Source organism: Hydrogenovibrio kuenenii DSM 12350 (assembly GCF_000526715.1).
In the GTDB taxonomy this organism is placed as follows: Bacteria; Pseudomonadota; Gammaproteobacteria; order Thiomicrospirales; family Thiomicrospiraceae; genus Hydrogenovibrio; species Hydrogenovibrio kuenenii.
This window is the reverse complement of sequence record NZ_JAGP01000001.1, coordinates 2,020,963-2,033,777: the sequence shown is the minus strand read 5'-3', so window position 1 is coordinate 2,033,777 and position 12,815 is coordinate 2,020,963. Positions and strand designations below refer to the sequence as shown.

General features: G+C 42.3%; 12 protein-coding genes. 6 read left to right on the top strand and 6 right to left on the bottom strand.

The genetic code is table 11. The annotated features are described in order from the left end of the window. Positions 1 to 14: 14 nt before the first annotated feature. Positions 15 to 1,103, bottom strand: a complete 1,089-nt coding sequence (locus tag N745_RS0109595) for an MBL fold metallo-hydrolase (protein WP_024851911.1) — start codon at positions 1,101 to 1,103, stop codon at positions 15 to 17. Between the two features lie 198 nt (positions 1,104 to 1,301). Here N745_RS0109595 and N745_RS12355 point away from each other — a divergent pair, with 198 nt between their 5' ends. Beyond that, positions 1,302 to 4,499 carry an EAL domain-containing protein gene (locus N745_RS12355; RefSeq protein WP_169729909.1) on the top strand — a complete coding sequence of 1,066 codons (3,198 nt, stop codon included), beginning with the start codon at positions 1,302 to 1,304 and terminating at the stop codon, positions 4,497 to 4,499. Between the two features lie 5 nt (positions 4,500 to 4,504). Here the strand turns inward: N745_RS12355 and N745_RS0109585 are convergent, their stop codons facing one another. Both N745_RS0109585 and N745_RS0109580 read right to left on the bottom strand, forming a co-directional pair. Next, on the bottom strand, positions 4,505 to 5,446 hold the full coding sequence (locus N745_RS0109585; protein ID WP_024851909.1) for an AEC family transporter: 942 nt from the start codon (positions 5,444 to 5,446) through the stop codon (positions 4,505 to 4,507). A gap of 5 nt (positions 5,447 to 5,451) precedes the next feature. Further along, entirely contained in the window at positions 5,452 to 6,135 is a 684-nt protein-coding gene (locus tag N745_RS0109580; RefSeq protein ID WP_024851908.1) for a cupin domain-containing protein, read from the bottom strand. A 175-nt stretch (positions 6,136 to 6,310) separates the two neighbouring features. On the opposite strand from N745_RS0109580, the gene N745_RS0109575 reads away from it, so the two are divergent. Beyond that, positions 6,311 to 6,745: a DUF3010 family protein gene (locus tag N745_RS0109575; RefSeq protein WP_024851907.1), complete on the top strand. Its 435-nt coding sequence runs from the start codon at positions 6,311 to 6,313 to the stop codon at positions 6,743 to 6,745. 104 nt (positions 6,746 to 6,849) lie between these two features. Here the strand turns inward: N745_RS0109575 and N745_RS0109570 are convergent, their stop codons facing one another. The 3 genes from N745_RS0109570 to N745_RS0109560 form a co-directional block, all read right to left on the bottom strand. Then, on the bottom strand, positions 6,850 to 7,341 hold the full coding sequence (locus tag N745_RS0109570; RefSeq protein WP_024851906.1) for a hypothetical protein: 492 nt from the start codon (positions 7,339 to 7,341) through the stop codon (positions 6,850 to 6,852). A 147-nt stretch (positions 7,342 to 7,488) separates the two neighbouring features. Continuing rightward, the gene (locus N745_RS0109565) at positions 7,489 to 8,703 is read right to left on the bottom strand and encodes an MFS transporter (RefSeq protein WP_024851905.1); all 1,215 of its coding nucleotides are present in this window, start codon (positions 8,701 to 8,703) and stop codon (positions 7,489 to 7,491) included. Between the two features lie 18 nt (positions 8,704 to 8,721). Beyond that, positions 8,722 to 8,934, bottom strand: coding sequence for a hypothetical protein (locus N745_RS0109560; RefSeq protein ID WP_024851904.1), 213 nt, complete (start codon positions 8,932 to 8,934; stop codon positions 8,722 to 8,724). 159 nt (positions 8,935 to 9,093) lie between these two features. On the opposite strand from N745_RS0109560, the gene dut reads away from it, so the two are divergent. From dut to lsrK, 4 genes are read left to right on the top strand one after another with little or no spacing between them, the layout of a single operon-like run. Then, on the top strand, positions 9,094 to 9,555 hold the full coding sequence (gene dut / locus N745_RS0109555) for a dUTP diphosphatase (RefSeq protein ID WP_024851903.1): 462 nt from the start codon (positions 9,094 to 9,096) through the stop codon (positions 9,553 to 9,555). A 17-nt stretch (positions 9,556 to 9,572) separates the two neighbouring features. After that, a complete protein-coding gene (locus N745_RS0109550) occupies positions 9,573 to 9,950 on the top strand; it encodes a cupin domain-containing protein (protein WP_024851902.1) in 378 nt (125 codons plus the stop codon). Between the two features lie 38 nt (positions 9,951 to 9,988). Further along, complete coding sequence (locus N745_RS0109545) at positions 9,989 to 11,188, top strand: class II aldolase/adducin family protein (RefSeq protein WP_024851901.1); 1,200 nt, start codon at positions 9,989 to 9,991, stop codon at positions 11,186 to 11,188. A 52-nt stretch (positions 11,189 to 11,240) separates the two neighbouring features. Further along, a complete protein-coding gene (lsrK, locus tag N745_RS0109540; RefSeq protein WP_024851900.1) occupies positions 11,241 to 12,806 on the top strand; it encodes an autoinducer-2 kinase in 1,566 nt (521 codons plus the stop codon). Positions 12,807 to 12,815 lie beyond the last annotated feature (9 nt).

Below are 12,815 nucleotides of genomic sequence, written 5' to 3'. Positions count from 1 at the left end.
AGGCTGGGGTCATATTAAATCAGCCAAGTTTCACCGATTTTGAGGTACTTCACTTTTTCGGTAGTGGTGTTTTCTTTCAATACTTTAGGCGGCAAGCTCAAAGGTTCATCAGTTAAATCAAAGGTGCCATAGTGCATGGGCACAAGAGTGTCTGCTTGTAAGTCGTGATAGGCCTGTAAAGCTTCTTGCGGATTGATGTGACTAGACTTCATAAACCAGCGCGGTTCGTAAGCACCAATGGGTAGAAAAGCGATGTCGATTTTGCCGAATAGTTCATGGGTTTCTTTAAAGTGTTCGGCATAGCCGGTGTCACCAGCGAAGTAAAGGGTTTTGCTTGGGGTTTTAATCAAGAAGCTGCCCCAAAGGATTTCGTTTTTATCGAATGGGGTGCGACGATACCAATGGTTGGCGGGCAAAAAGATGATTTCAAAACCATCGTCCAATGAATACTGTTGATACCAACCCGCTTCTTGGCAGTCAATCGTATCGTTAAGCTCTTGCATCAGCGGAGACATTTTGAGTGGTATAAGTGCTTTAGTGTGGTTGAAATGCTTGAGAGTGTCGCTGTCCAAGTGGTCGTAATGTCCGTGGCTAATGAGTAAGTAATCCGGTTTGATGTTGTCGATAGGGATTGGTAATTCAGTATGTCGCGTAAACATTGGTGGAGCAGTGAGGCAAGGATCCGTCACCAACACTTTGCCGTTTATTTGAATTAAGAAGCTGGCATGGCCTAACCAGAGAATATAGTCTTGGTCGGTATTTGGTTTGTCTTTTGCGTGAATTACCTCAAGCCCGGGTAAAGATTTTTCCCGCTCTTTTTCGGCTTTGTAAGGATTGTCTGAAAACCGCCACTTAATGAGATCAGAAAAACGGTGTTTGGCCGCCGGCGTGTTCTCAGTGTAAGGGTTGATGAAAATTCCCTTTTCTATTGGGTTGCCTAGGTAGTTGTTCTTTAGGGTTGGAAGCTTAGGGTTGTTTAACCTGCTTTGTGGTGAGTATTCGGTGGTGTTCAGCACGGCAGCTCTCAGTGGGCGCAACTTGAATAGAGCGGTTAATGAGACAACCAAAATAAAGAATTGTTTTAAAAAAGATCTGCGAGGCATAGTGAACTCAATTGGTTGGTGGTTTTATTAAGATTATAGCTAAACCATTACTTTATCGGGAGAACTGAATCGCTAAGAAGTAAAAAAATGAAATGCACCCCCAAAAAATCTTTATTTTTTAATAGTTTGCAGTTTGAATCGCTTCTGCTAGAATCGAAACTCACTAAGCTACTCTTGTTAGGGATGAAAGGGGACTTTATGACCCTAGGTGGTTTTAACTTTTGTTTATACAAAAATTTAGGGTGTAAAAAGCTATGGGGGCTTGCACCTAGTAATTTCTATTTCCTGACTTTGTCAGCACTTCTGCTCGTTTTTTCTTCTTTGTCCCAAGCACATGAGACCTCTCTGGGGTTTGAAAAAGTCTTTAATCAACAAAATGTTGTCATGCTAATGATTGATCCAGATTCTGGAAAGATTGTTGAAGCCAATCCAGCTGCAGCTAAGTTCTATGGTTATCCTATGCAGAGTCTGGAGCAAATGACCATTCAGCAGATTAACTTATTACCAAAGAAACAAGTCGCGTCAGATAGAAAATCTGCGTCTGCGGAAGATAAAAATACTTTTATTTTTCAGCATAAACTGGCGAACGGCGAGGTGAGAACCGTAGAAGTTCATTCCGAACCTTATCAGGTCAAAGGAAAGACCTTGTTGTTATCAATGGTTAACGATATTACGGAGGAAAGAAGTCATTCTAAAGGTTTGTGGGCATATCAAACTGCATTGGAAAATATAGTTCATTTTCAGAAAAATCAGCTCGCCCAGGAGAAAGAAAAGCAAATCTATCTATTGTCAGGTGGCATCTTGTTACAAATGGCGTTGATTGGTTATTTGCTGTATGACATTCGCCGTCGTAAAAAATTGCAGCATAAGCTGAATAGTGTTGCCGGAACCTTAAGCCAGATTATGAATGCTGCAACAGAAGTATCCATTGTAGCGACTGATACCAAAGGCATTATTACCAAGTTTAACTCAGGTGCACAAAAGCTTTTGGGCTACACAGAAGATGAAATGGTGGGTAAAGCTACTCCCGGAGCATTTCACTTAACCAAAGAAGTTGAGCAAAAAAAAGCAATACTGGAAAAAGAGTTTGGTCCTATTGAATCTGATATGCAGGTGTTTACTTTAAAGGCACATGAAGAGGGCGGAAACCAAGGCGAGTGGACTTTTATCGATAAAAATGGCAACCATATTCTTGTTAGCTTAGTGGTAACGCCTATTTATGCAAAAAATGGCAAAGAAGTTATAGGTTACCTTGGTGTTGCCAGAGATATCGGTGAGCTTAAAAAGTCCGAACAGGCACTGATTGAATCTCAAAATCAGCTTAAAGCGACTTTGGATGCTATTCCCGACCTTTTATTTGAGGTAAGCAATGATGGTGTCATTCTTAATTATCATACGGCTGCAGAGGTAGAAGAACTTTATATAAAACCAGCAGAATTTTTAGGAAAGACGTATCAAGAGATACTGCCTCAAGATGTTGTAGAGGTTTGCGATGCTTCTTTCGAAGAAGCTCGTTTAACAGGACGTTCTATCGGTAAACAGTATCACATGCAGACACGCGATGGCATTAGATATTTTGAACTGTCTGTTTCATGCAAAGAAAAACGGGAAGAGGGCTATAGTTTTGTGGTTTTATCCCGTGACATCACTGCGAGAGTTAAGGCACAAAATCATCTAAAATTAATAAGTAATGTATTTGATTACGCTCGTGAAGGTATCACTATTACAGATTCGCAAGGGAATATTATTGATGTTAATAAAGGCTTTTCAGAGATAACAGGCTATAGCCGAGAAGAAGTTTTGGGTAAAAACCCGAGAATGTTGAAATCAAATTTACAACCTCCTGACTTTTATAAAGATATGTGGACTGACATATCCAGCAAAGGATATTGGACAGGGGAGATGTGGAATCGTCATAAGAACGGAGAGGTATATGCTGAGGTTATCACCATTAGCGCTATCAATGATGATAATGGACAACCTCAGAATTATATGGGCATTTTTACCGATGTTACCGCGATAAAGCAAAACCAACAACGGTTAGAGCATATTGCCCACTATGATGTTCTGACACAATTACCGAATCGTGTTTTACTGGCGGATCGATTGCAGCAAGCTATTATCCATGCGGATAGGAACGAGAGTTCGTTAGCGGTTTTATTTGTAGACCTTGACGGTTTTAAAGAGGTCAATGACCTTTATGGTCATGATGTGGGTGACCAGTTATTAATGAAAATTTCTGAAAAAATGCAGAAATCACTACGAGCTGAAGATACCCTTGCTCGTTTAGGTGGGGATGAATTTGTCGCACTTTTGGTGGATTTAGATTCAGCGCAAGCTAGCGAACCTGTTTTGGAAAGGGTTTTATATTCAGTCTCTGAACCTATCTTAATTGATGGTGCTTTAATCAAAGTATCGGCAAGTATCGGTGTTGCACTTTATCCTAATGATCTTTCTGATGCAGATCTTTTAATTCGTCATGCCGATCAGGCAATGTATCAAGCCAAACAAGAAGGTAAAAATCGATTCCGCTTCTTTGATGTTGATCAGGATGCGGTGGTTAAGTCGCAATCGGCTATGTTACTTGATATTCGGGTTGCGCTTAGAGAGGATCAGTTTGTTTTACATTACCAGCCTAAAGCAGATTTGGAAAAAGAAGAAATCTGTGGCGTAGAGGCGTTAATCCGCTGGCAACACCCTGAGAAAGGATTGCTTTATCCGGATGAATTTCTTCCAATCGTTAACGATCATTCGTTGAGTATAGAAATCGATGAATGGGTGATGAAGGAAGCTATGCGACAGTGGGAAGAGTGGCATGATCTTGGGCTTGATATGCCGATCAGCGTTAATATTGGTGCAAGATCGTTACAGCAAAAGGACTTTAAAAATCGTATTGAGACGTGTTTTAGTCGTTATCCAGGTATTGCAGAGCGTGCATTGCAGTTTGAGGTTCTTGAAACCACAGCTCTGGAAGAAGTGGGTAATGTTAGCGAGTTAATGCGTTATTGCCAGACGCTAGGTGTGGAGTTTGCGCTTGATGATTTTGGTACAGGCTATTCGTCATTGACTTACTTGAGGCATTTGCCGGCAAAACTGATTAAGATAGATCAAAGTTTTGTAAGGGATATGTTAGTCGATAAGGATGATTTGGCAATTGTTGATGGTGTTTTAAAGCTAACACAGGCATTTGGTCGTGATGTGATTGCTGAAGGGGTTGAAACCATAGAGCACTGTAATAAGCTTTATCAAATGGGCTGCTGTAAAGTTCAAGGCTATGCGATTGCTCGACCAATCCCCGCAGAAAGTTTACCTAATTGGATTGAAGTGGTTTCAGAAAAAGCGATTAAGCATATTTCAAAACTTGCAAAAGAATCTAAAGCTAGTACTCTTGTTTGAGAGTATCACAACCAACTTACCATCAATAGCGTTGTCACGATACTGGCGATGGTTGTCATAAAAACCAATCTCGATGCTAAAACCCCATCACACCCATATTTTGTAGCCAATACTACGCTTAGCATTGCCGAAGGCATGGCGGCTTCTAGGATAATGACCTGAACTTGCCAGGTTTTTAAATCCAATGCTAAGGTAGGTAGCCAAATCAGCAAAGGGCTCAAAATCAACTTAAGAAAAATAACAATTAGGGTTAAGCCTAGAATGCTGGCTAAAGAACTGAATTGCAGTAATACGCCTACGGTTAAAGCAACAAAGAAGGTGTTGGCTTCTGCGATTAAATGGATGACATCGAATAGTGGTTCAGTGATTGCGCCATGAGTTGGCAAGCCTAGAAGCCAGTAGCCAAGACCTAGCACAATGGAAATAAAAATAGGTGACTTAGAAAAATCTACTAAGCTTTGCAGTGGCGTAAAAGCATGGGAGGTTTTTTTGCCGAAATAAATGGCCACCATTGTCCCAAGTGTAAACAGGCCAATTCCCACACCTAATTCTGAAATCACAACCGCTTCTGACAGTGCATCGGCATTACCAGGAAAAGCTTCTTGGATAATGGCATATCCAAGCAATGCCGAACTTCCAAATGCAGATACCAGCATGAGGCTGCCGAGTTGTGCGTCAGCAAGTTTTAGTGTTTTGCCGATAAACCAGGCAATCATTAACATTAAAGATTCAGCAAGTAAGATAAAAATCACGACCAAAATATAATCCCACTCAAGTTGTTGGGCGTGGGACAACGCATCAAAAATAACTGCCGGTAGCGTGATGTGAGTGACGATGTGGGCAAATAGATTGCCATCTTCTTTACGCAAAACGCCAAAATGTCTCAGGGCGCTAATCAGACCAATGAGTATGACCAAAATACTAATAGAAGAAATAAGAGAGCTCAAAACGTTTACCCTACGGCATCATTTAAGTGAATCAGGTGACCAACCTTTACCAATATTAATGTATCTTCTTCAACATAAGGATGATGACGACTTTGATCTGGGTTTCTGATCCAGCTGCCAGCAGGGTAGTGCCCGCTTTCATCAATAAAGGTTCCAGATAGGACGACGATTTCTTCTCCGCCCCAGTGAGTATGGGGTTGGAAAACTTCGCCGGCCGGCCAAAAAACCAGTGCAGTCGATTCGGTTTTGAACTGATGTAATGGCAAGACTTCTAAGTTACCAATGCCAGGACGCCATTGCTGATCTTCTGGGCGGATGACCACTTGCTCTGTATCTCCGGCTTGAAACTGATCCAGTTTAACGAAAAGTGTACAGCCTTCTTTTGTAAACGGTTTATGGTTAGAGCCGGGTGGATTTCTTAAGTAGGTGCCTGCGGGATAGTCACCGTTTTCATCCGAAAAGACCCCTTCCATTACATAGATTTCTTCTCCCAAAGGGTGAGTATGGGGAGAAAAAGAGGAGCCTGGCGCAAACTTCACAAAGCTTGTGGTATGACCGGACTCCTTGGCTTCACGTTCAAGATGCACACGGGAGACGCCATCAGAGGGGCTGTTTACCCATTCCAATTGATCGCCAAGCGTATAAGCTTGTTCGGCAAGATCCATATTGAGGCGATAAGAGTCATTCATTTCGGTTAATCCACAGAGTGAGTTTTTGCCTTTCATTCTACGTCAGCAAGGTCAAAAAACAATCAAAAAACGGCGCAGGAATCTTAAAACAACGGTTTCATTGAAAGAATTTCCCGAATCGTTCAGGTTATTGAGATAATCTCTTTTATTGCTTTAAACGAATTGGGAGAAGGTTATGGTGATTTGCGGTGTAGAGTTGAGTGGGAATGATGCGATTATCAGTTTACTGAAAGTAGAAGCGGATATTTTTCATTTGCCTGATTGTCGGGTACGACGAGTGACTTGCCAGAACCCAGACAAGACGGAAGATTTAAAGTATTTTCAAAAAACGTTTGCTAAATTAATCCAGGATTATCAGATTGATAATGTGGTGATTCGCGCACGCTTGAAAAAAGGCAAGTTTGCTGGCGGAGCGAATGGTTTTAAGCTAGAAGCTGCGCTACAGTTGATGCCGAATGTGGCGGTGTCTTTGATGTCGGCAACGGAACAAAAAGAAAACCTGAAAAAATATCCTTTGCCGATTACCTTTGCCGAAACCGGCTTGAAAAAATTTCAAGAACCAGCCTTTATGGCGGCATTTTCTTATTATGCCGGCCAGCATGAGTGGTGATTTGCCAGACTAAAAATCTGCCAGGCTGGGTGATTTCCTTTAAGCTCTGTTAAGGGAAGGGTAAACCTAGGTAAGAGAGTTTTTCTCTTGCTAATGTGAATGTTTTATTCTTTTTTCGGCTTGGGTTCTCTTACTGATTTTTCTGTCGATAAGCTGAGTTTTTGGAACATGCCCAGGCCAACGATTAAGACCACCGAGACGACCAGCAATACGGCAGGGTAAGGTAGCAGTGTAATGTCTTTACTTCCTGCTTTGAAGATATAAACTAACCCTTCAATCCCAACCGCAATAGAAATGATAACGATGACTTTGGTCATGGTTTCTCGTGCTTCTCTGGGTGAACGCAATTCTTTATCTCGAAGAATCTCTTCTTCGATCATATATTTGGATACGTCAATGATTGCAATTGCGATAACGATTGCACCAACTGCTTGTAGCATGATCGCGACGAACTCGGATTTCTGTAGATTAGCATTAAAGAGTTGATCGAACACTTCGGACACAGACCACCCCATAATCATTACCGCTATAGCAAACAAAGACAGGGCTGAAAACATATAGCTGGCTGAAATTACATAATTGAGCGTTTTGTTCATGACAATATTCCTTTGTCGAGGACATTTGTTTTCTATCGTTGGATTAAATTCTACGGCAATGATTTTTAAAAAACCAATAGATACCCTCTATCAATAGCAGAGTTTGCGGGATGATTATTCTCTCAGGTAAATAAAGGTATGTACTTTTTATGCATGAGTTGATTTGGAATGAATTCCATTCTCGGGCAGAAGCTTGGGTTTCAGTAGTGAAATGCTTAATAGAAGCAGCAACCCTATTAAGGAAAATTGTAATGCTTGGTGGTTGCCGAGGTGTTCCCATATTTGCCCAACGACAAGATTGCCGGTAGCCATGGCAACAGCTGTTCCAAGGTAGAAAATGCCGTAAGCTTTACCTTTTGCGTGACGCGTTTGACCAATGCGCGTACGCAAGGCATTGAGCCCAGTTACCATAAATACGCCTTGCAGTATAAATGCAACAACCGTCAAATAAGGGATGTTTGAAAGAAGTAGTAAAGTGGAAAGACAAGCAGAGCCAATGCTGATTAACATTAATAAGCGCGTGCCTTTTGCATCCAAACGTTTACCGACACTATAACTGATTAGAGTTTGTGTTAAGCCAGAGCTAACCATGAGTAGCGGTAGCCAGAAGGTTGCAATGCCCACTTCGTGACCTCTTACCAGCATGAACGACTCATTGATCATAAAGAACATGGTTAAAAAATAAATCCAGAACCAACCCCACAAACCTTTGTCGAAAGTCGTTTTTGCTTCTGAAGTTGCGGTGAAATCGGTTGTGGGTTTTTGAGTAGTATTTGAATGATTTTTTAAACGATCTTCGACAAAGAAAATCAAAATCAATAAGCCGACCAAGCCAGGAAAGAGCGTGAGAGCAAAAATCATTTGAATGTGCCCAGCAGATTGGCCTAACCAACTCAACAATACAAAAGCGACAACACCGCCTAATGTCTCTCCTGCAATATCCAATGTTTTATGTACACCGAAGGCTCGTCCTTGTCGATTAGTAGAAGCTGATGCAGAAATTAGCACATCTTTAGGAGCGCTTCTAATCGCTTTGCCAAGTCGTTCAGATGCGCTGAAAAAAGCAACGCTTTGCCAGGTGGTTGCAAAAGCCATCAGGGGCTTCATTATCATAGAAAGGCCATACCCAGCAATGAGCAAAGGTTTCGTGACTTGAAATTTATCGCTTAACCAGCCACCGAACCAGCGTAACAGATAGGAAACGAAAGTTGTGATGGCAAGAATATAGCCAAGTTTGTCCATACCTTGATTGAGCACGAGTACCACATAAATAGGTATAAGCGGTTTGATAATGGCCGTCGCGAGGTCGGTAAAAAAACTGACCCAACCAAGAGCCCAGATGTTTTGAGGTATGCGCTGCATGAGGTCGATGAAAAAGCACTAACCCTTTTCGGAAAGTGCTTTGCGTAACTCTAAAATTTCATTTTGCACTTGGTGCAACAGTTGGTTGGTTTGTATTTGAGACTGAATCAGTTCGTCCAGCTTGCTTTTGGTACCAAAAACCGCAAAAGGCATTAAAAACCATAAAATACCTGCGACTAACAAGAAGATGAAAAATATCAATCCAAATAGACCTGAAAACATCCCTGGCATCTCGCTGTTCCTCTCTAAGTGTTTCTAGATAAATCCATTCTAGTGTTTTACACCGTAAGGTCTAATTAAAACACTTTATAGGTACAGACGATTCACTCTTTGAGCCGTTTTATGCCAAAATAACGGGCAAATTAGAAATCTATACGAAAGGGAAGTGAGATGACCATTCAAGTCGAGTATAAAATCTTAGATAAACGTTTGGGTAATGAAATAGAAATGCCGCACTATGGTACCAAAGGTTCTGCCGGACTCGATTTGCGTGCTTGTATTGACGCCCCTATGACGATTGAGCCAGGACAAACGGTTCTGATTCCGACGGGCATGGCAATCCATTTGGATGATGCCGGTCTGGCAGCGATGTTACTGCCGCGCTCTGGTTTAGGGCATAAGCATGGTATTGTGCTGGGTAACTTGGTAGGATTAATCGACTCCGATTACCAGGGGGAGCTTAAAGTATCTTGCTGGAACCGTAGCGATAAGCCCTATACAGTTGAAGTGGGTGAACGTATTGCGCAAATGGTGATTGTGCCTGTATTACAACCGGTTTTTACAGAGGTAGAAGAGTTTGGTGATGCCACTGAACGTGGTGCTGGTGGCTTTGGTCATACTGGAACGCATTAAGAAAAAGGAAAAATATTATGTATATGACTCATGAAAATGAACATGAATATCGTTTTGAAACCCATGGCCCAAAATATCTAACGAATGGGCCTAATGTTGATTTAGGCGTGGTGGTGATTACGCCGGGCGAGCATCACCCTTGCCATAAACATGTGATTCAAGAAGAATCATTTTTAGGGCTAGAAGGCGAGTGTGCGGTGTATGTGGATGGTGAGCGTGTGGTTATCAAGCCGGGCACCTATTTGCGTTGCGACCCGAACGAAGCGCACTACTTCCGTAATGAAACTGACACGCCATTTAAAGCGGTGTTTATCAAAGCGCCACATTTGGAAGAAAAAGACTCGGTTTATATTGATTGGGAACCTGGTCAGCCATTTATTAAAGAAGATGTTTGATTGATTGTTGAACAAGTGAAAAATTTTTAGGAAGCATAATGCAAAATTATTGGAATGAAGCTGAGGCTGCAACGATTAGCAGTGATTTAGATATGCGCGTTTATACCTCGCGTTTATTGGGTAAAGACATGAACCTTGTCATGCATGGCGGAGGTAATACCTCGGTTAAATCTCAAGTAAATGGTGAAGATATTCTTTATGTCAAAGGTTCTGGCTGGGATTTGGAAACGATTGAGCCAGCAGGCTTCGCCCCGGTAAAACTAGACGCACTATTGAAAATGGCGGAACTCGACAGTATGTCGGATATGGACATGGTGGCGCAACAACGCCAAGCAATGATTGATGCATCGGCGCCAAACCCTTCGGTAGAAGCCATTTTACATGCAGTGATTCCGTTTAAGTTTGTCGACCACACCCATGCCGATGCATTGGTAACAATTAGTAACACACCTAATGGCGAAGCTTTATTGAAAGAGCTTTATGGTGATTCTGTGATATTTGTTCCTTATGTCATGCCTGGTTTTATTTTGGCAAAAGCCGTTTATGAACAAACCAAAACATTGGATTGGTCAAAGGTCAAAGGTATGGTGCTGATGAACCATGGCTTGTTCACGTTTTCAGACTCTGGTAAAGAAGCCTATGACATGATGATTGAATTGGCAGGCATGGCCGAAGATTTTCTATCCGCAAAAACGCATTTACCTGAAGCGAAAGCTGAGCAAGAAATTTCCGAAGATTATTTAACGGCACTAACCGATTGTGTTGCAAAAATTAAGTCGCCTGAGACACCAGAAAATATTATCGGATTGGTCAATGAATCGACGGTTTCACAAGTGTTTGCACAACAGTCGGATGCGGTTTTGGAGCAGGTGAGTGTGTTGACGCCAGATCATATTATTCGCACCAAGCAAAAGCCAGTCGTATTGTCGGGAGACATTGAGTTGATTGAAACAGAAGTTCAGGCTTATGTGGCTGCGTATCAAGACTACTTTAATCGTTTTCAAACGCATGAAATTAGCCTCAACCCAGCACCTCATTATGCGGTCATTAAAGGGGTGGGTTCAGTAGCATTTGGACAGTCTGAAAAAGAAGTCGAAATCATCCAAGACATTAATAATCATACTTTTGAAGCAATTTTGAGAGCACAAGATCTTGGCGGTTATCAGCCTCTTTCGGATGCGGAATTGTTTGAAATGGAATATTGGGAATTAGAGCAGGCTAAGCTTAAAAAAGGGTAAGGAATCGTTTTTTAGCATGGGCATGAAAGTCAGGGGCAATAAGGAGAATTGAATGGATGCAGTATTACTGGCGATAGATGCGGGTACCGGTTCTGGGCGCGCGGTTATTTTTGATGTTGCTGGTCGTCAACTTGGCGTTGGACAAGAAGAATGGACTCATATCGCTGAAAAAAATGTACCCAATTCAATGTCCTTTGATTGTGCCAATAACTGGGCGTTGATTTGCCGTTGTATTCAAAAAGCCATTCAACAAGCGGGGGTGTCGCCAAGTCAAATTCAAGCGGTTTCTTCTACCTCAATGCGCGAAGGGATTGTGCTTTATAACGGTTCTCACCAGCCAATATGGGCTGTGGCAAATGTCGATGCGAGAGCTTCTGAAGAAGTCAAAATGCTGACTGAGGAATATCCAGAGCTAGAAACAGAATTCTATCAGGCTTCTGGACAAACGTTTGCACTGGGCGCCTTGCCTAGGTTGTTATGGTTAAAAAAACACCACCCAGAAATTTTTGCCGAAGTTCGTCATATTAATATGATTAGTGATTGGGTTTTGACCGAGTTGTCGGGCAATATCGTGAGTGAACCCTCTAATGCAGGCACCGCAGGTATTTTTTCATTGAATGAACGTCATTGGCTTCCCGGTCTAGTGAGTGGATTGGGTATTCCTGAATCTATTTTTCCAAATACCTATGAAACTGGCACACAAGTGGGGGTGGTGTCTGCAGAAGCAGCAGCGCAAACTGGATTGTTGCCTGGCACACCGGTTATTACTGGTGGTGGAGATGTTCAGCTTGGGTCAGCAGGTTTAGGGGTTGTAGAACTGGGACAATCAGCGGTTTTGGGCGGCACCTTTTGGCAACAGGTGGTTAATATTGAGGCCGATACGTCTACTCCGAAAGATATGTCGATCCGTGTGAATCCTCATGTTATTCCTGGGTTATCTCAGGCCGAAGGCATTACATTTTTTAGTGGTCTAGTGATGCGCTGGTTTCGAGATGTTTTTTGTGAGTTGGAAGTGCTTCAAGCGCAACAAAAAGGCATAGATGCTTATGCTTTACTAGAGCAAAAGGCGCAGCAAGTACCAGTTGGGTCTTATGGTATTTTGCCTATTTTTTCTGATGTGATGAATTATGGCCATTGGATACATGCGAGCCCATCTTTTATTAATTTAAATTTGGATGCGGAAAAGTGCAATAAAGCATCTATGTTTCGTTCATTGCAAGAAAATGCGTGCATTGTTTCGGCAATCAATTTAAAAAATATTGAAGCTTTTTCGGGTGTGTGTAGTGACCAACTGGTGTTTGCTGGTGGCGCGAGCAAAGGGAAGCTTTGGCCACAAATTCTTGCAGATGTGACGGGTAAAACCATTCAAATTCCAGAGGTTAAGGAAGCGACTGCACTCGGCGCTGCGATGGCTGCTGGTGTAGGGGTTGAATTGTATGGTTCGATGAAGCAAGCGGCAAATAGTGTTGTGAAGTGGGAAAAGACTTTTACCCCTAACCCTAAGCATACTCAGCGTTATACCGATATTTCGGAGCAGTGGCAATCCGTCTATCAAGCGCAGCTGGCCTTGGTCGAACAAGGGTTGACCGACTCGATGTGGAAAGCGCCTGGCCTGTAAGGGCGAGAT